Here is an 18,657-nt window from a genome sequence, read left to right as displayed (position 1 = left end):
CATGGATCCGATCAAGGAATTCGAGCAGGAACGGCAAGAGATCATCCGCGAGCTTGGTAAGGATCAGGATATCGCCGCCGCTTCCAATGAATGGATGCGGCTGGTTAATGCCAAGAAATATTCTTACACCTTCACCTCGCTTGGTCGTCCGATCATCCAGTACCCACAGGACATGGTCGCGATGCAGGAACTGATCTGGCAGATAAAGCCCGATCTCATCATCGAAACCGGTATTGCCCATGGGGGCTCTCTTATCATGTCTGCGGCCGCTCTTGCGATGCTCGACATGTGTGAAGCAATTGAAGCCGGTAAGAACATCGATCCATCGAAATCCGAACGGAAAGTTTTGGGAGTCGATATCGATATCCGAGCGCATAACAAGGCCGCTATCGAAGCGCATCCGATGGCCAGTCGTATTGAGATGATCCAGGGATCAAGCGTCGACAGCGAGATCATCGAAAAAGTCAAAATGATCGCAGGCAGGTATAAGCGTGTTCTAGTCTGCCTTGATAGCAATCACACACATGCACATGTGCTTGCGGAGCTTGAAGCTTATGCGCCGCTTGTTAGCAAAGACAGCTATTGCGTGGTTTTCGATACGGTCATTGAGGATCTTCCCGCAGATATGTTCGGCGATCGACCCTGGGCTCCCGGAGATAATCCGAAAACGGCGTTACACGCATATCTGAAGTCGCATCCTGAATTCGAAATTGACAAAAGCATCGACCATAAGTTGCTTGTTTCCGTGGCGCCAGATGGTTTTCTGAAACGCATCGGATAAAGGATATGCGCGTCAGCATCATTATCCCTACGCGTGAGCGTGCATTTTATCTCCGCCATTGTCTGCAGACAGTGCTGGACATTGATGATGACGATATCGAGATCATCGTCAGCAATAATGCGAGCACTGACGACACAGAAGAAGTTCTGGCCGAGATAAACGATCCGCGTCTCAAGGTTATCAACACCGGCACGCGTATCTCGATGCGGCAGAATTTCGAATTTTCACTGTCACATGCGACGGGCGATTACGTTATCTATATTGGAGACGATGACGCGTTTATTCCCCAACAGTTCTCGGTATTCAGGGAAGTTGTTGAACATTTTCAACCGGACTCGCTGAGCTGGTCTATCCCTACTTTTGGTTGGGTGACCGACAACTACTCGGGCAAGAACGGCGGCGTTCGGTTTGAAAAGAAGTTCCTTTTCGGTGCGCTCGAGCAAATTGATATGAAGTTAATGAAATCCAAACTGCTGCAGGCGGATTACGAGGATTTCCGTGCGCCGACGATTTACCACGGGGCGGCGTCCCGTGCTTTCATGGAAAAAAATCGCGCGCCCAACGGCGTTTTCTTCAACGGGACCAGTCCGGATCTTTATTTTACTGATCTTGCAATATTTCAGAATGCCCGGCACTTTGACCTGCGGCATCCGATTACGATAAGCGGCAAGAGCGCCGCCAGTACCGGCGCGGCCCACAATTCAAAGTCCATAAAGAAAGATGCCAGCAATCCGGCTGCAAGATTTGCCGCCGAAAATAATGCTGATCAAATGCGCGATGTAGCTGACTTCGGAACCAGCGTACGGGGTGCATTCTTTCAGGTCATGGAAACGGTTCGGCATATTCTGGAAGTCGAAGAGAAGCCCGACTATGGGGCTTGGTTTCGATTTGTACTGGCCGACCATAAAGGTCATGGGGTGGACGAACAGCAGGATGTTATTCAGCGTCTTCGTGAATATGCGGCCTTGAAGGGCGAAAGCGAAACCCTCGAGAAGTTGATTTCCGAAGGTGTTTCGAATGTCAGCCGAAAGCGTCTGGCTGCCCGCTGGGAAAAGGCGAAATCAAAGCTGCAAAGTTTTCGGATCAAAACCGAGTTGGAGGGTGAAAACACCGTTCTTACTGCGGCGAGGGTCGCCGATATTGTCCTTGGGAATGACTATTTCGCCACGGCTCAGAATGATCGGGATCGCTTGTGGAAAGAGGCCGTGAAACGGTCGAAACCGTTTCCGCGACAATTCTAGGTCCTCAGATACCAATCGTCGAAACGGGACACCTCGGGATAAACGTGGGTGTATCCCTTGGACTTGAGCAACTCCTGAATTTGTTCCCGCTGTGGTTCGAAGTTGTGTTCAACTGTCATGACGCGAAACGACCACCGGTCGAAATCAAGGGCATTCAGAATGTCGAATTCACTGCCTTCGGTATCGATCGAGATGTAGTCAATTTCTCCCGGTGCGTCGTGGCTTTCCAGAAGGTCGTTCAATGAGACCGTTTCGACCGTATAACTGTGTCCGCGCATCTTGCGGGAGGTTTTAACAAAGGTCGAAATGGACGAATTGATTGCGCTGGCGGTCTCGGTGAACTGAACTTCGTGCCCGCTTTCCTTCCAGACACAGCGTGTATCTATCTCAGCTTTGCGGTTTTGCCTCAGCGCGCTGTGCCAACCCTGCGCAGGTTCTGCGAGAATGCCGGACCAGCCAAACTCCTGCTCCATCAGGAGGGAATTCGAGAGTTCGACACCGTTGGTCGCTCCGAATTCGACAAAGAAGCCGTTCTTTTTGAAATCGAGCGCTGAAAGCGCGAATAGGTCCTGGCGCACTTGAGAATGCGATCGGTCCAGCATGTCGAGGCAGGCGCTGCGTGCAGTGTTGGGCAGGCATTTCAGGAATTGCAGGTCGTGATAGGCTCGCTCGCGATCCTTGAGCTCCCTCAGTCTGGAGCGGCGGATTAGGGTCGTGTCAGATAGTATTGGAGACAATGCAGCGGGCCTTCAAAAATACTGGGTGTTTCGCTGGATTTTATGATTTGCGCTGATACGGCGCAAGGCGGTTCAACCGTCTGGGTCGATCAAACCAAGACCTCGGAGGTAAACACCAATACCGGTTTCAAGGAGCTCATCAGCTGGAAACGGACTTTGAGTACCCGGAGAGTTGCGTGCAAATAGTTCGACGACGCCGTGGCTCAACGCCCAGATATGGGCCGAAAACATTGCCGCAGGAGGGCGTTTTTCCGGCGGAATCTTTTTGCTTAGATCGGTCGCGGCCCGTTCAAGCACCGATCGCGCCTTTTGAGAAATGACAGCGAGTTCTGGTGTCCGGTTTACCGAGATTCCGCTTTCGAACATCGCGATGTAATGCCCGGGATATTTTCGCGCGAAAGCCAGATAGGCGCGACCGGTGGCTTCGAACGCGGACAATGCTGAAGGCTGGCCCTTGTCATAGGCATATTGCATTAGTTCAGCGAAGATTTCGTATCCCTGTCGCGCCGCTTCTGCGATGAGATCTTCGCGCCCCTCGAAATGGCGATAGACGGCTGCAGGTGTTACGCCAGCCTGTTTGGCCGCTTCGGAAAGGGTGAATCCGGTCGGGCCTTTCTCCCGGATCAACTCAAGTGCGGAGTCGACGAGAGCCTGGCGCAGATTGCCGTGATGGTATCCGCGTTTAGGCATCCCAGATTTCCGGTGAACCGCAGATGTTATCGTCGATCTTTCCGATGGCTTTTTTGTCCTTGCCTGCATAGTCCACGCCATGCAGGACCGTACGAATTGCATTTAACCGGGCACGGCGCTTGTCGTCGGAACGGATGACTGTCCACGGGGTTATTTGGTTATGTGTGCGGTCAAGGGTTTCAGCAATCGCAGCTGAATACTCGTCCCATTTCCGAAGCCCTTCGACATCGATCTTGCTGAGTTTCCATTGCTTTAATGGATCCGATTCACGTTTCAGAAACCGCCGCAATTGCTCGGCTCGACCCACGTTCAGCCAGAATTTGAAAAGGTGAATGCCATCGCCGGCCAAAGCCGCTTCCAAGGGAGTTACCTGACGAAAAAACCGCTCCCGTTCTTCGTCTGTACAAAAGCCAAATACCTTTTCAACGACGCCGCGGTTGTACCAGCTTCTGTCGTAGAAACACATTTCACCGCTGGTTGGCAGATGAGAGATGTATCGCTGAAAATACCATTGGCCTTGTTCCGCTTCACTCGGTTTAGGAAGAGCAACAACACGGGCCGTGCGGGGATTAAGGTTTTCGCGAAACCTTTTGATCGTACCACCTTTACCAGCCGCATCGCGACCCTCGAAAAGAATGGCGATGCGTTGCCCGCTGCTTTGCATCGAAGCCTGCATCTTGGCGAGTTCGATTTGAAGTTTATCAAGATCTTTCTCGTAAGTCTTTCGGGACATCCGCTCGGAATGGGGATAGGCGGGATTGAGGATCTCATCCTTGTCGGCGCGTTTGATAGCCTTCCGAACCTCGTCGGGGGCTTCGTCGCTCAGAAATGCGCTGATCGCACCGTCAAAAGGCAGATCCATGATGGAGAATCCTTCTCGCTGTGGTCTGTGCAATATGGAATGTTAAAAGGCTTAACGCAAACCCGTGCATGACGTGCTGCGGCTTTCCAGGCTGGGAGCGAAGTACCTCAGGAATTTCCTATGTCGTTGATGTCGAACGGTGTCGACTGGTAGATCTGATTGATCCAGTTCCCGTAGAGCAGATGCGCATGGCTACGCCATCTGTTTTTAGGCGGCTGAGATGGATCATCGTCCGGGTAATAGTTAACGGGAACGTTGATCGCCGTGCCGGTTTCGACATCGCGGTCGTATTCCTGTTTCAACGTGTCCCGATCATATTCGAAATGATTGAATATATAGATCGCGCGATGGGCAGGATCCTCGACAAGACAGGGTCCGACTTCGTCGCTGCCCAAGAGCGTCGTCAGACCATCGACGGCAGCGATTTCATCCTGTTTCATCTCTGTCCAACGGCTGACAGGAATGATGAAATCGTCCGAGAAACCTCGGAGGTAGGGCGAGGCAGGCGCGAGGTTTCTATGCCGGAAACACCCGAATGCTTTGTGCTCGAGGATGTGTTTTTTGACGCCGTGCATATAGTTGATCATCGCCATCCCCCCCCAGCAGACGCCAAAGGTTGAATGCACGTTCGTCTGCGTCCAGTCAAAAACCTGCGTGATTTCGTCCCAATAGGTCACGTCCCCGAAATCGAGATGTTCGATCGGCGCGCCAGTGATGATCAAGCCATCAAACTTTTCGTCCCGGACATCGCTGAACGGGCGATAAAAGCTCTCCATATGCTCGGCCGCCGTGTTCCTGGTCTGATGTTCGCTCATCCGGATCAGGGACAGTTCGATCTGAAGCGGCGTCGCACCGATCAACCGGGCGAACTGGTTTTCCGTTTGGATCTTTTTGGGCATCAGGTTCAGGAGACCGATCCGAAGTGGTCGAATGTCCTGGCGGGCCGCCTGATCTTCGTCCATCACCATGACGCCCTCGCGGGTAAGTACGTCATAGGCGGGCAGACTGGCCGGGATTTTGATAGGCATATCGAAACTTTCGGATTTGGTGCGGCGATTAGATATGGGAGGGTTTTGCAATTGCCAAGACGCTAGCAAAACAGCTTTGCCCGGATGTTAATCCTTCGCCTCTATGGCTGCGGCGATCAGGTTCTCAAAATCCTGCTCGGTTTTGACCTGAGACACCTGATCGGCAGTCACAGTTACACCCCATTTTGCCATCACTTCATAGCGGGGCTGCCGGTGTGCCAAGGCCTTGGAATATGTCCACCTGATGAATGCATCGGGGTCGACCTCGTCAGGCGCGGCACTCTTTTCCCGTAGGTACTCTTCCCAAACCGAGGACAGAAACTCGGGTTGATAAGCCATCGGCTTGGGCGCTTTGTCGAAACGACGTATCAGCTCTTGGGTGTGAGCCTCGTCGCCTTTGATCCAGACCATCAGTGTCTGGCGGTTGAGTTCCTTGAGAATCAGATCGTTCGGGTCTTCGGCATCGACCCACTCGCAGATCGACCCGCCCGTATCGCAGATGAAATGCGGGTAGTTGTAAAGCCGACCGGCGCGTTCGATAAAATATTGGGTATCCATGAGCGCATGGATTTCCGACTGCCTGAACTGTTCCTGCCTTCTGCGATATTCATCCATCTCGAGCCCGCCTTTTGATGGATCGCCTGGCTTGCCAAGATAGGCGGAGACTGGTTTGAGATTTTCAAAGGTCAGGTTCGAACCGATGTAGATCGAATCCGAGAGCAGCATTTCCTTCAGGAAAGGCACCTTCATCGCTTCGGCTTTGGCGTTGTCAGCGATGTATTCGCCCATATAGCGCGTACCGATGCGGTAATCGATGGAGTAGTGAAACCAGTCTCCGGCGCTGCGCAGCATGTTCGACAGGAATGTCTTGCCGAGACCCGACATTCCGAAGAACAAGACACGTTTATGCGCCGCCGCGCGCCATTCGCTGGCTGTTGAGTACAGCATGGGTGACCCGATCCATTGTTTTGCCCTAGCTACTTAGGCGCGCCGGTGGGGTCAATCTTGAGCATGCGGGGAAGTTTCAATGTCTTGTTTAGGATAAGAAGGCCAAGCGCTAGAATCGCAAAACCGACATAGGCGCTGGGGCGCAGCTCTTCGCCAAGAACGATCGCACCCAGAACGATTGCGATGGGCGGCACGATCAGGGTGACTAGCATAAGGTTGCCGCTGCCCGCCATCCCAAGGATGCGATAGTAGAGAAGAAAAGCCCCAGCAGTCCCAAGGAGTGAGTAGTATGCGATGGCACCCCATGTGATGGGCATCAGCGAGAACTGAATCGGGCCATCGAAAATCAAGGCAAGAGGCAGCAGAACCAATGTTGAACCCGTCAACATCCCGGCGGCGGCTATTTGAGGGGGCAGGTGGCTCAGTCTCGCGCGGGCCCAGCAGCTTGCCAGACCGTAGCTGAGCGTTGCGCCGAGTACGGCCAACTGTGCGATGGAACGCAAATCAAAGCTGGCCAGAGACTCGATCCCGAGGGCAAAGGCGACCCCGATGAATCCGAGTAGTACGCCGATCACTCGATTTGCCGTAAGTCTTTCGTCCGCGAAAAAAATCGCCGCTAGAATGATGCCAAAGATAGCGGTGGTACCATTAAGGATCGATGCTAGGCCGGTCTCGATATGCAACTGACCCCAGGCCAAAAGCGCGAATGGGATGACATTATTCACTACGCCCATGACCAGAAAGGCCCACCACGTTCGAAGGTCACGCGGTAATGGCAAGCGCATGACAAAGACGACGCCCCAAAGCACAAGCATTGCCCAGCCTACGCGGTGAAGCACGAGCGTAAACACCGGAATTTCGTTGAGGGCGAGGCGTATGGAGAGGAAACTTGCGCCCCAGATCAGCCCGAGAAGGGCCATTTCCGCCCACGCACGTCCGGATATGTTCTTTTGCTCTATCATGCCCGTATCTGGCAGCAGAGCGACATATCAGGCGACCCGATTCCTGCGGGTTTCGTTCAGGATGTTCATGTAATTGGCGCCAAAGATCATTGCTGCACCGACAAGAACCCAGATATCGAGCGCCTCGTTGTAGAAAACCATTCCGACGATCGCGATCGTCGGCAGTCGCGCAAAGTCGAAAGGAATCACAACCGACGCCGGCGCGATGGACAGCGCATTTGTCAGGCAGAAATGCGCGGTGAGGCCACCGATTGCGATAACGATGACCATGGGAAGTTCGGCAAGGCCCGGTAGAGCAATCTCGCCATCATAGCCTGCCGCGACCAGTCCCATGACTAATTGCATCGCGGTCAGCCAAAGCATGATGCTTCCGGTCGTTTCGGTTCGAGTCAGACGCTTGGTCACGATGTTTGTCGTCGCAAAGAAAAGTGCGGCGGCGGCGGCGGCCAGAACACCTGGGTTGATCGTTTCCGGGCTGGGCCGCGCCACGACGAGAATTCCGAGAAACCCTACGAGGGCACACAGGCTGCGCATGCGTGTCAGTCTCTCGCCAAGCACCAGCGGCGACAGGACCAAGACCCAGAGCGGTGATGTGAACTCGAGTGCAAAAACCTGTGCAAGCGGAATGGCTGTTACCGCGAATAGCCACAGGTTCTGACCGGAAAAATGGGCGAGGTTCCGGATAAGGTGAGTCCCAAGCTTGTCCCGCTTGACCACGTGCCAGTTGGAAGTTGCTGTTAATACTAGGCAAACGACGATTAAGCCAATTAGGCTGCGATACATCATGATCTCGAATGTATCGAGCGCGTAAGCCACTTCGCGTCCGGCCACCGCCATTGAGGAAAAAGATACGATGGCGCCGATCATCCAAAGAGCGGCTTTGGTGGTACTGCTCATCGTATCTTTCCGGTCATTTCCTGTTTTGGTGGATCGATATCGAGCGGCTCACTCCCACTCGATCGTTCCGGGCGGTTTCGAGGTGATATCGTAGGTGCAGCGGTTTATGCCCTTTACCTCGTTGATGATACGAGTGGCCGTTTCACCAAGAAATTCATGACTGAAGGGATAATAATCCGCTGTCATGCCATCGACAGAAGTCACGGCTCGCAGTGCGCAAGCGTAATCATAGGTGCGCCCGTCGCCCATGACGCCGACGGTACGTACCGGCAGAATCGCTACGAACGCCTGCCAGATTTCGTCATACAGACCATGCTTTCGGATCTGGTCTATATAGACAGCGTCCGCCTTTCGCAGAATTTCCAACTTGTCGCGCGTGATTTCTCCGGGGCAACGGATCGCGAGACCGGGACCGGGGAAGGGATGGCGGCCGATAAAGCTGGTGGGGAGCCCCAACTCGCGGCCCAGTTCGCGAACTTCGTCCTTGAACAGTTCCCGCAGCGGTTCGACCAGTTTGAGCCCCATCTTTTCGGGCAGGCCGCCCACGTTGTGATGGCTTTTGATCGTAACCGAGGGGCCGCCAGAGAATGAAACGGATTCAATGACATCAGGATAAAGCGTACCCTGAGCCAGGTAACCCGCGCCTTCGATTTGGTCCGCGTATTTCTGGAAAACATCGATAAAGAGTTTGCCGATGATCTTGCGCTTGGTTTCCGGGTCGGACACGCCCTCCAGTTCACCTAGGAAAAGGTCCTGTTCCTGCGCGTGTATCACCTTGAGGTTCATGTGATCGCGGAACATGCCGACAACCTCGTCGGCTTCATTCAGACGCAGCAACCCATGATCGACAAAAACGCAGGTCAACTGCTCGCCAATGGCTTCGTGGATCAGAGCTGCAGCTACAGAGCTGTCTACGCCTCCCGACAAGGCGCAAATAACGTGTGAATCACCGACCTGCGCCCTGATCTTCTTGACCATTTCTTCGCGATAGGCGTCCATCGTCCAGTCACCTGAGAATCCAGCGTCGCGGACGAAGTTTTCGTAGATCGTCTTGCCGTTCGGCGTGTGGTGAACCTCGGGGTGGAATTGCACCGCGTAGAAGCGTCTTTCGAGATCGGCGGTAATTGCAAATGGGGCGCCGGGAGAAGTGCCATAAACCGCGAAGCCAGGAGCGATTTCACTCACATGGTCGCCATGACTCATCCAGACCTGTTCGCGTTCTTCCAGGAACCACCCAGCAAGAATATCGATTCTTTCTTCTGTAGGCTTTACGTAGGCGCGTCCGAACTCTGCGGTGTGACTTTCACCGGCTTCGACCTTGCCGCCAAGATCCTGCATCATGACTTGCTGACCGTAACAGATCCCAAGGATCGGCACCCCAAGATCGTAGACGGATTTCGGGGGGCGTGGCGAACCTTCGCGAACCACCGAGTCGGGACCCCCGGAAAAAATCACGGCTTTAGGTGCGAGTTCCTTGAGGAAGGCATCCGTGACATTCTGATACGGGTGGATTTCGCAATAGACATTCAGTTCGCGCAGGCGTCGCGCGATCAGCTGCGTCACCTGGCTGCCAAAGTCGATGATGAGAAGGCGTTCATGGGAAATCTGGCTCATGTTTGCTGATTAGGCGGCGCGGGGAGGAGAGGCAAGAGGCTTGCATAACCAACCCGGATTTCCTGTGCAGGCAGACCTTGGCAATGAAAGCCCTGCTTTACGATCATTTTGACTTGCTTCTGAATGCGAATGTCGCTTTTTCACTTCAAGCGACGCAATTCTGATCAGTTCTCTTAGTGGGCTACGGTATGGAAGCGTTCAAATTTCTTCATGGCGGAGGCCCGGCAAATGACAGAAGCAAGCGCAAGACGCAGAGGACGCGGCGGTGGCGGCGCGGCGCGCCGGGCAGAAAGAACTGCTGTTGTGATCGAAACCGCCAAGTACATCGAGCGGAATATTCCTAACTTCGAGATACTGTCCGAGGAAGCCCTTGAGGTGATCGAGACCAACGCTGAGACCGTTTTGGCGGAAATCGGCGTCAATTTTGTGAATAACCCGGCAGCTTTGGATCGTTGGCGCGATGCCGGTGCCGAAGTTGAAGGCGAAAGGGTGCGTATCCCGCGTGGTTTGGCGCGCAAACTGATATCGACCGCACCGTCCCAATTCACGCAACATGCGCGCAACAGCGAGAAAAGCGTTGTGATTGGCGGCAAGAATCTGGTGTGCGCGCCGGTCTACGGTCCTCCTTTTGTTCGCGACGCCAACGGCGGGCGCCGTTATGCGACGATGGATGATTTCCGGAAATTCGTGAAGCTTGGACACATGTCCAAATGGCTGCACCATTCCGGCGGTACGGTTTGCGAGCCTACCGACGTACCTGTGAACAAACGCCATCTGGATATGATCCATGCGCATATGACCCTGACGGACAAGCCGTTCATGGGCTCTGTCACCGATCCCAGCAGAGCGCAGGATTCCGTGGACATGTGCGGTATTCTGTTCGGTCAGGATTTCGTCCAAGAAAACACCGTGATGACTTCCTTGATCAACGTGAACTCTCCGTTGACCTTCGATGACGTCATGATGGGCGCGATGGAGGTCTACGCGGCGAATAACCAAGCCTGCATCCTGTCACCGTTCATCGTAGGCGGTGCCATGGCGCCAGTTTCGGTCGCCGGGACCCTGACGCAGGTTCTGGCCGAGGTTTTGGCGGGGGTTGCCTATAACCAGTTGGTTCGCCCGGGGGCTCCGGTTATCTTTGGCGCTTTCGTGACCTCAATCGATATGAATTCCGGTGCGCCGACCTTTGGAACACCGGAAGCTTCGCAGATTTTGTATGGCGCTGGCCAACTTGCGCGGCGTCTCAACCTCCCGTTCCGTTCGGGTGGCGGTCTTTGCGCATCCAAGCTGCCAGATGCTCAGGCTGCATATGAAACCGCGCATACGCTTAACGCGGCGTTGCTTGGCGGCGTCAACTTCATGCTCCATGCCTGTGGGTGGCTCGAAGGTGGTCTGGTATCCAGCTACGAAAAGTTCGTCATGGATGCCGATCAATTGGGCGTCCTTCATAAACTGGCTCAGGGTGTTAATGTAACTGAGGACGATCAGGCGATGGGGGCCATTGCAGAAGTCGGACCCGGCGGTCATTACCTCGGATGTGCTCATACACAGGCCAACTTCAAGACGGCGTTCTGGCGGACGAACCTGCTGGACTACAGGCCATTCGAAACTTGGCAGGAACAAGGCGCTCCGGATACGCAGGCACTCGCAACTGCTCGAGTTGCGCACCTTTTGGATACCTATCAGCAACCGTCACTGGACCCTGCGATTGAAGAAGCATTGAACAGTTACATCGCTGAAAAGAAAAGCAGTATGCCCGACGCATTCATGTAACCGTCAGTTGCGTTTGGATTTCGGCCCCGTTAACAGCCGGGCCGAAATCATTCCTGAGAAGCGTCGCTTCGACTGCACGACATCAACCGCGCTTCTCCCATTATCGCGATCAGAAAATCGATATGTTTCGGCAGCGAATACCCGGCGTCATCCAACCGCCGCTGGTCATCGAGGATCCTTTCCGCCTCAATCAACTGTATCAACACTGACGAGGCACGCGGTAAGGTATGATATCCCAATAATCGTTTGAGATGACGATCTCGATTGTATTCCTGTGCCCCCAAACGAGCGGCACGGACAAGTAGTCGCGGCCGGTGAAGCTGCTTTAGCATGCTTAGAATGTCTTGCATTCAAGTTCCTCCTGAGTCGATCGCGTACTTTGCGAGGAACCATTTCTTGCATGAGTTCAGTTGGTGTTGCTGAAAAGGTCAGTTGTGCGCACGGAGGTTTCACCGTTGTTTATGAAACAGTTACTCTAATGAGGTCATCCAATGTATTAACTAACATGTAACCATTTCCACCCAGAGTTGTGGTTAACAATCCGTGAAAACTCGCGAGCAATTACCATGATCTCAGGAACCGGGATATGACTAAGGACTTTCCCGAATTATCGCTCCCGCGATGGGTTCCGGATTATGCGGCACGATATCTCCAACATACAGAGAATGGGAAATCGATCCGGGATATTGCACGAGAGGAAGGCTGCCATGCTTCGACAATTCTTCGCCAGATACGGAGAACGGAGAGTCGCCGAGATGATCCTCTTGTGGATTCAGCCCTGTCATTGCTTGCGAGCACATACTGTTGCTCGGCGCCGGTCGCATCGACCGCTGGTGAATGGTGCGGATCAAGAACGAGGAATACGATCAAAATGCAAGCCAATCCAGTCAGTGCCACGAGTTTGCCAGATACGCGCAAACTACAAACAGAAGCGGTTCGTATCTTACGTCGCCTATGCGAAAGCGGTGCCGTTCTTGCGGTGGCGGAGAATATGGAAAAAGCGGTGGTCGTCCGAGATGATGACAGCGGCTCAAGTACGCGGACAGCTGTGGTGGATAATGGAATTGCTCAGGCCATGGCACTCAAGGACTGGATTGCGTGCGCTGCCCCAGGTCGGATCAGCCGATACTATATCACCGCCACAGGAAGGACAGCATTAAGCCAGATGTTGGCAGAGCAGGAAAACAGGGTACGGAGTGCGAGGGAGCTCGGTTTCCAGGACGAGCAACGACCATTTTCATATCGCGGGAGCCAATGGGACGAAACAGACGAAGAGGACAGCACCGGCCAACGACCCAAACGGGTTCGATACAATATGACGGAAAGCCCGCTTGTGGCGCTTGCGAGACGGCGGGACAGGAATGGAAAGCCATTCTTGAACGACAGTTTAGTGCGGGCAGGGGAAAGACTTCGTGAAGATTTTGAACTGGCTCAGATGGGACCAAAGCTGGGGCAGAACTGGGATAGTTTTCTTACCGGTGGCGCGAAGTCAGAGCTGATGGATAGTGGTGAGAGCTCAATGAGTACTGCATTGGCGCGCGAGCGCGTGGTTAAGGCGCTTTCCGATCTGGGTCCTGGACTGAGTGACGTCGCACTGCGTTGCTGCTGCTATCTGGAAGGCTTGGAAACAGCGGAGAAACGGCTTGGTTGGTCGGCAAGGTCGGGGAAGATCGTGCTACGGATCGCATTACAGAGACTACGTCGGCATTATGAAACGCAAAGCGGTCCGGATCAGATGATTGGGTAAGGCTATAAGGCAATCTTGCGCACCTTTCCGATATTGATTAGGTGAGATTATGGCTTTTACAATTCGTCAACTTACCTATTTCAAGGCACTGGCCGAGCAGCGCAACTTTGGTCGGGCTGCCGAGGCGTGCAATATTTCTCAACCTGCGCTCTCGGTTCAGATCAAGGCGCTCGAAAGCGAAATGGGCGGGGAGCTGGTCGAAAGGCGGGCTCGCGATGTTTTCTTGACACCTCTGGGCCGCGAAGTTCTCGCGTTAAGTCTGGAAGTTCTCGGAGCTACCGAGCAGTTGGAACGTATGTCCCGGGAGCGGAGCGGAAGCCGCCGATCCTTGTCGCTCGGTCTAATACCGACCATCGCGCCTTATTTGCTCCCCGGCGTGCTCGCCGCCTTGCGGGCGGGAGATCTTTCTTTGGCAGTTCAGGTTCGCGAAACTCGTACAGAACAACTTTTGATGTCTTTAATTGCGGGGGAGCTCGACGTTGCCGTTGTTGCTTTGCCGGTTGAAACGAGTGGGTTGATCGAAACGCCGCTGTTCCAAGACAGGTTCTTGCTAGCCGGTTCCCAGGCGCGGCTCTCACGTTTTGAAACAGACAGCCCTATGCTTAAACCGGAAACACTGGAGCCGTCTCAGCTGATGTTGTTGGAAGACGGTCATTGTCTGACGGATCAAGCGCTCGAAGTTTGCGGTAAGGATCGAAATAGCGCCGGGATCAACATGGGTGCTTCCTCCCTTGGCACCTTGTCCCGACTGGTCGCGGCAGGGTTTGGTTACACGTTAATGCCGGAACTTGCAGCGCGGGATGAATGTATCGCTGCGCCCGGCCTTTGCCTGCGGCGTTTCCCCGAAGATGAACCTTCTCGCACGATAGGACTCGTTCGTAGAGATTCGATGCCGGTAGACAGCTGGTTCGATGAACTCGCGGAACTTATTCGCGCCGAAGGAAATAAAATCGTCAACTCAAGCCGGCAATCGGAAAACGCGAGAATGGCAGTTTAGCCCTTTTCTGCTGCTTTAACGGCGGCAGTGGCCTTTTTCTTAACTTTCTCGACTTCAAGCTTAAATGCATTGATTGATTTTATCGTGTCTTCGATGTCTTTTTTGTTGGGAGACTTGTCAATTTCCTTGAACTGCTTCTTCTGCGCGTTCTGGAAATCATTGTTAAGTTTCGACAGGCTCGCAAGCATGGCGTCACCCTTGTCCATGTCAGTTCTCGCGAACTCAACATTGATCTTCGAGTCTTTTATTGCTTCTTCAAATGCGTTCATTGCGCTCCTATGAAGCGCTTTCGCATCCTTTGCCCCTTTCTTTCGGCCCGCATCTTCAAGAATTTTGGGAAGCACTGCAGGCGCGTTTTTCCCTGCTTCCTTCTTGATGATGACTTCCATGGTTTTTTCCTCTTTCGAGGCATAGAATAGCTCGGGCAATTTGAGCGTGCCGTAAATTGCGTTGATCTGCTCTAGCATCTTCATGTGATGCTGAGCATCACTCATTGCCGATTTTATATTCTTTTTTGCGGCTTCGGGTTCTTTGCTTTGTTTGACGCTTTTAGCGACAGCACCATACTGCTTCTTCAGATCTTCACAGTGTTTCATGGCACTGTCGGAATAGTTTTTAAGGGCTTTGACCCGGTCTTTATGCGCTGTCGTTGCTTTGACCCAACTTTTGTAAGCGGTCGAGAAATCTGGATCTTTCAACAGACTAGACAGTTTGTCGGCCTTGGCGCCGTTCTGCTGAGCTTTCTTGATGGCCTTGCGAACCAGTGTTTCCTCATCCCAAGCCTTGTTGAGATCCGCGATCAACTGTTTCTTTAGCTTTTCGCCCTCGGAAGGTTTAAGGGATTTCGTGCTTTGCTGGATTTTCTTGAAGCTCTTCTGGAAATCGTCCCATTCCTTGGCCATCAGTCGCCCTTCCATACAAAAATCGTCGCGCCCCGGCGACCAGATTACAGAATTTCCGCCATGCTCCTAGCATCTTTGTCTTAAAGTGACTGTGAAACAGGTCACTTATCGATTGTTGACCGCCGTGGGCACTGGCACTTCAAGCGATGGGGGACTATGTTGCAGTGAGATATTGGACTGAAACCCGAAGGAATTCGTTCCGTGCGCGATCTCAAGATACCTGCCCAGCGTCACCCGGAAAAAGCGCGTCGTCCCGATAACGCTCAGCCAAAGAAACCCAGCTGGATTCGTGTGAAGGCACCCGGCGGGAAGGGCTATGCGGATACCGCTCGAATCATGCGTGAAAACAAGCTGGTAACGGTTTGCGAAGAAGCGGGTTGCCCGAATGTCGGGGAATGCTGGTCGCAGGGCCATGCCACGATGATGATTATGGGCGAGGTCTGCACAAGAGCTTGTACCTTCTGCAACATCGCCACTGGCAAGCCGCCGGAAGATCTTGATGCGTTCGAGCCGGGCAGGGTCGCTCATGCCGTTGAGAAACTTGGGTTGAACCACGTCGTGATAACCTCGGTTGACCGTGACGACATCGAGGACGGCGGGGCAGAACATTTTGCCCAAACGATACGCGCTGTACGTCATCGCAGCCCGTCAACCACGATAGAAATTTTGACGCCTGACTTCATTCGTTGCGATGCGTCCGCGCTTGAAAAGGTCGTCGAAGCCCGACCAGATGTGTTCAATCACAATCTGGAAACTGTGCCGGGCCTGTACCCAGAGGTGCGGCCAGGCGCCCGCTACTTTCATTCACTGCGTTTGTTGCAGCGGGTCAAAGAACTGGACCCATCAATGTTTACCAAATCTGGTATCATGGTCGGCTTGGGGGAAGAAAAACAGGCTGTCATGCAGGTCATGGACGATATGCGCGCCGCGGATATCGATTTCTTGACGATCGGTCAGTACCTTCAACCTACGCCCAAACACCATGGCATTGATCGTTTCGTGACACCTGAAGAGTTCTCCGCATATGAAAAGGCGGCGATCGGCAAAGGATTTCTCATGGTGTCTGCGACGCCGCTGACGCGATCCAGCTACCATGCCGGCGAGGACTTTGCGCGACTGCGTGCGGCCCGAGAGGTTAAACTCGGACTAGCCTGAGGCCCGTTCGATGTTTCAGGGGATTGCCTTGATGTAAGCTGCAATCGCGGCGCGGTCCTCTTGTGAAAGTTGAGAGGTGTTCGCAATTACAGCCGCCATTTCGCCGCCGGCGCTGTCGTAGTCCGGGGTGAAACCGGTTTCGAGGTAATAGGCGATGTCGTCGGCTCCCCAATTTAGCTGGCCGGGCGCGAGACCGGGAATGCGCCCTTCGCCGGATGGATTTTCCGCGCCCTCGAGCCAGCGCGTATCATCCAACGCGCCGAAAATGTTCCGTGGTGTGTGACATTCTCCGCAGTGGCCAAGTGCCTCGACCAGGTAACGGCCTCGCTCCATTTGCTCGCCTTCGACCGAGACAATCCAGTCATCCGTCAAAAATAGGCGTTTCCATAAGCCGACAGAGCGACGTATCGTGACTGGAAACGGCAATTCATGAGGCTGGCTCTGGGTTTCAGATGAGGGCAGTGTGTCCAGAAAGGCCTTCAGGTCAACTACATCCTGCAAGGACATCTTAGTGTAATTCGCATATGGAAACGACGGATAATAATGGCTGCCAACCGGCGATAGCCCCCGGATAAGTGCGTTGGCCAGATCCAGATTCGACCAGCCGCCGATGCCATTCGCCGATGGTGAAATATTCGGAGAGATAAAAGTCCCGAACGGGCTGTTGATACGGTAGCCGCCTGCGAGCACCAGCTTTTCTTCGCCTTTGCTGTTTGGCGCCGCATGGCATGAAGAACACCCTCCGGCCCAGAATACATTCTCTCCTCGTGCCGGATCGCCGGTAAGTCCCGCGACGGCGTCAGCATTCAAGGGTTCAGTTCGGGATAGGAACCATGCGACTGCAGCAGCGATAACTGCAAAAAATACGAAGAAACGAAGCAATTTTCGCATGGTAACCTCTTACAGGAATGCCCGGGCAATCTGATTGCTGCTCGGGCAAAGTTTTTATTGATGCGGGTGTTCAGTCTTTCTGGCGATATAATTCATGGCAGCCGCCACACGCTTTGCCTACAGGTTGCATAGCTCCGCGCAATTCTTCGATTCCCGAGCCAGCGGCCGATTCCATTGCGGCAGTCGCGTCCACCAGTTCCTTGGCATGATCCATGACCTTGCTGTCAGCTTCCCAAATTGCGGGCAGGGCATCTGTTTCATCTCCAAGCGCATCGCGTCCGCTGCCCGGAATCCACATAGCCATCTGGTTCATCGAAGCGAGTGTGTGGAGATTCGTTGCTGCAGCTTGCGCAGATTCCGCATCATATTCGACTGCGCCTTTGGCCATCCCGCCAAGCAGACCAAGGTTGAAAGCGTATAGTTCCATAAGAGATTGACGGGCTTCAGCGGCTTTTTCTGCTGCTTCGTCAGCGTGAAGGACGCTTGAGGAAGCAATCATCGTTGCACCTGCAATACCGGCAATAAGAAAGTTTTTGAAAGTCATTCGGGGTCTCCTAAGCTTGATCACCTTGCGGGAGTATACACGCTTGTTCCGACGTTGAAATTGCACAGTCCTGTCAACGGGGTGCATTAACAACGCCCACCCAGTAAATCGACGTTATATGCGTTTTCTGAAATGTGACGGTAAGCTTGAGCTGCTTCCGGTATGGCCACCAAATAGGCGTTTGATCGCGAAACTTGAGTGACAAGTCGCTGAATAGTAGGGCTTTCACGTGAGTTACGGTCACGAGTTCTCGCGAAAGTGTGAAGGGAGCACCACAAGCGAGTTGGTCCTCATGACAATCATCATCCTGGCGTAAAGCTACTCGGTGAAGCGGACCTTACCGATATAAGGCAAATTCCTGTTCCGTTGAGCAAAGTCGATACCGTATCCGACGACGAACTCATCCGGTATTTCGAATCCGATCCAGTCGGCACGAAAATCAACCTCCCGACGGCTGGGCTTATCCAGGAGTGCGATAGATCTCAAATGCGCCGGTTTGCGGCTTTTGAGCAGGGCGATCACATGGTTGAGCGTGTGGCCGGTGTCAACGATATCCTCGACCACGAGTACATCGCGTCCTTCGATCGCGGCTCGCAAGTCTTTCAGGATGCGAACTTCCCGACTCGATTCCATCCCGTCGCCATATGAAGAGGCTTCGAGAAAGTCGACTTCAATGGGCAGATCGAGTTCCCGAACAAGGTCAGCAATAAAGATGAAGCTGCCGCGCAAGAGGCCGACAACAACAAGCTTATCCGTATTTCGGAACTCCCGGCGGATATCCCGGCAGAGGGATTCGATTCGAGCGGCGATGGCCTTGGCAGAGATCAACTCGTCGATGACATATGTCTTGTCCGGCATCGGTTTTTCCTTCGTGGTTCTGAACAATCT

Annotated in this window: 19 protein-coding genes; 6 read left to right on the top strand and 13 right to left on the bottom strand. The window is 53.6% G+C overall.

Features of this window, described 5'->3' with window-relative positions; all coding sequences use genetic code 11:
* Position 1 precedes the first annotated feature (1 nt).
* Both MF268_RS13620 and MF268_RS13615 read left to right on the top strand, forming a co-directional pair.
* Positions 2-781 carry a cephalosporin hydroxylase family protein gene (locus MF268_RS13620; protein WP_238371409.1) on the top strand — a complete coding sequence of 260 codons (780 nt, stop codon included), beginning with the start codon at positions 2-4 and terminating at the stop codon, positions 779-781.
* A gap of 5 nt (positions 782-786) precedes the next feature.
* A complete protein-coding gene (locus tag MF268_RS13615) occupies positions 787-2,022 on the top strand; it encodes a glycosyltransferase family 2 protein (protein WP_238371408.1) in 1,236 nt (411 codons plus the stop codon).
* On the opposite strand, the gene MF268_RS13610 is transcribed toward MF268_RS13615, so the two are convergent.
* From MF268_RS13610 to guaA, 8 genes are all read right to left on the bottom strand, one after another.
* Positions 2,019-2,759 carry an FkbM family methyltransferase gene (locus tag MF268_RS13610; RefSeq protein ID WP_238371407.1) on the bottom strand — a complete coding sequence of 247 codons (741 nt, stop codon included), beginning with the start codon at positions 2,757-2,759 and terminating at the stop codon, positions 2,019-2,021. The two genes, MF268_RS13615 and MF268_RS13610, sit on opposite strands and share 4 nt — an antisense overlap.
* A gap of 72 nt (positions 2,760-2,831) precedes the next feature.
* A complete protein-coding gene (locus tag MF268_RS13605; protein ID WP_238371406.1) occupies positions 2,832-3,449 on the bottom strand; it encodes a TetR/AcrR family transcriptional regulator in 618 nt (205 codons plus the stop codon).
* Positions 3,442-4,311 (bottom strand): polyphosphate kinase 2, encoded by an 870-nt coding sequence (gene ppk2 / locus MF268_RS13600; RefSeq protein WP_238371405.1) that lies wholly within the window; start codon positions 4,309-4,311, stop codon positions 3,442-3,444. The genes MF268_RS13605 and ppk2 overlap by 8 nt, the downstream gene beginning before the upstream one ends.
* 107 nt (positions 4,312-4,418) lie before the next feature.
* A complete protein-coding gene (gene metA, locus MF268_RS13595; RefSeq protein WP_238371404.1) occupies positions 4,419-5,339 on the bottom strand; it encodes a homoserine O-acetyltransferase MetA in 921 nt (306 codons plus the stop codon).
* An 87-nt stretch (positions 5,340-5,426) separates the two neighbouring features.
* Complete coding sequence (locus MF268_RS13590; protein ID WP_238371403.1) at positions 5,427-6,287, bottom strand: ATPase; 861 nt, start codon at positions 6,285-6,287, stop codon at positions 5,427-5,429.
* A gap of 29 nt (positions 6,288-6,316) precedes the next feature.
* Entirely contained in the window at positions 6,317-7,249 is a 933-nt protein-coding gene (locus MF268_RS13585) for a DMT family transporter (RefSeq protein ID WP_238371402.1), read from the bottom strand.
* Positions 7,250-7,276: 27 nt separating this feature from the next.
* Positions 7,277-8,146, bottom strand: a complete 870-nt coding sequence (locus MF268_RS13580) for a DMT family transporter (protein WP_238371401.1) — start codon at positions 8,144-8,146, stop codon at positions 7,277-7,279.
* A 48-nt stretch (positions 8,147-8,194) separates the two neighbouring features.
* Entirely contained in the window at positions 8,195-9,760 is a 1,566-nt protein-coding gene (guaA, locus tag MF268_RS13575; RefSeq protein ID WP_238371400.1) for a glutamine-hydrolyzing GMP synthase, read from the bottom strand.
* Positions 9,761-9,988: 228 nt separating this feature from the next.
* Between guaA and MF268_RS13570 the strand changes: the two genes are divergently transcribed.
* The gene (locus MF268_RS13570) at positions 9,989-11,533 is read left to right on the top strand and encodes a trimethylamine methyltransferase family protein (RefSeq protein ID WP_238371399.1); all 1,545 of its coding nucleotides are present in this window, start codon (positions 9,989-9,991) and stop codon (positions 11,531-11,533) included.
* A 47-nt stretch (positions 11,534-11,580) separates the two neighbouring features.
* On the opposite strand, the gene MF268_RS13565 is transcribed toward MF268_RS13570, so the two are convergent.
* Entirely contained in the window at positions 11,581-11,883 is a 303-nt protein-coding gene (locus tag MF268_RS13565) for a DUF6477 family protein (RefSeq protein WP_238371398.1), read from the bottom strand.
* Between the two features lie 236 nt (positions 11,884-12,119).
* On the opposite strand from MF268_RS13565, the gene MF268_RS13560 reads away from it, so the two are divergent.
* The gene (locus MF268_RS13560; RefSeq protein WP_238371397.1) at positions 12,120-13,280 is read left to right on the top strand and encodes a DUF6456 domain-containing protein; all 1,161 of its coding nucleotides are present in this window, start codon (positions 12,120-12,122) and stop codon (positions 13,278-13,280) included.
* Between the two features lie 49 nt (positions 13,281-13,329).
* Complete coding sequence (locus tag MF268_RS13555; protein WP_238371396.1) at positions 13,330-14,277, top strand: LysR substrate-binding domain-containing protein; 948 nt, start codon at positions 13,330-13,332, stop codon at positions 14,275-14,277.
* On the opposite strand, the gene MF268_RS13550 is transcribed toward MF268_RS13555, so the two are convergent.
* Positions 14,274-15,179 carry a hypothetical protein gene (locus MF268_RS13550; protein ID WP_238371395.1) on the bottom strand — a complete coding sequence of 302 codons (906 nt, stop codon included), beginning with the start codon at positions 15,177-15,179 and terminating at the stop codon, positions 14,274-14,276. The two genes, MF268_RS13555 and MF268_RS13550, sit on opposite strands and share 4 nt — an antisense overlap.
* Before the next feature lie 201 nt (positions 15,180-15,380).
* Between MF268_RS13550 and lipA the strand changes: the two genes are divergently transcribed.
* A complete protein-coding gene (lipA, locus tag MF268_RS13545; RefSeq protein ID WP_238371394.1) occupies positions 15,381-16,334 on the top strand; it encodes a lipoyl synthase in 954 nt (317 codons plus the stop codon).
* A gap of 15 nt (positions 16,335-16,349) precedes the next feature.
* Here the strand turns inward: lipA and MF268_RS13540 are convergent, their stop codons facing one another.
* The 3 genes from MF268_RS13540 to hpt form a co-directional block, all read right to left on the bottom strand.
* Positions 16,350-17,225 carry a cytochrome c gene (locus MF268_RS13540; protein ID WP_238371393.1) on the bottom strand — a complete coding sequence of 292 codons (876 nt, stop codon included), beginning with the start codon at positions 17,223-17,225 and terminating at the stop codon, positions 16,350-16,352.
* A gap of 70 nt (positions 17,226-17,295) precedes the next feature.
* Positions 17,296-17,769 carry a c-type cytochrome gene (locus MF268_RS13535; protein WP_238371392.1) on the bottom strand — a complete coding sequence of 158 codons (474 nt, stop codon included), beginning with the start codon at positions 17,767-17,769 and terminating at the stop codon, positions 17,296-17,298.
* A 318-nt stretch (positions 17,770-18,087) separates the two neighbouring features.
* Positions 18,088-18,627, bottom strand: a complete 540-nt coding sequence (hpt, locus tag MF268_RS13530; RefSeq protein ID WP_238371391.1) for a hypoxanthine phosphoribosyltransferase — start codon at positions 18,625-18,627, stop codon at positions 18,088-18,090.
* Between the last annotated feature and the right edge of the window lie 30 nt (positions 18,628-18,657).

The sequence above is a fragment of the Heliomarina baculiformis genome (genome assembly GCF_019966545.1).
Classification (GTDB): Bacteria; Pseudomonadota; Alphaproteobacteria; order Rhodobacterales; family Rhodobacteraceae; genus Heliomarina; species Heliomarina baculiformis.
The sequence above is the reverse complement of the archived record's forward strand: the minus strand, read 5'-3'. Positions and strand labels throughout refer to the sequence as shown.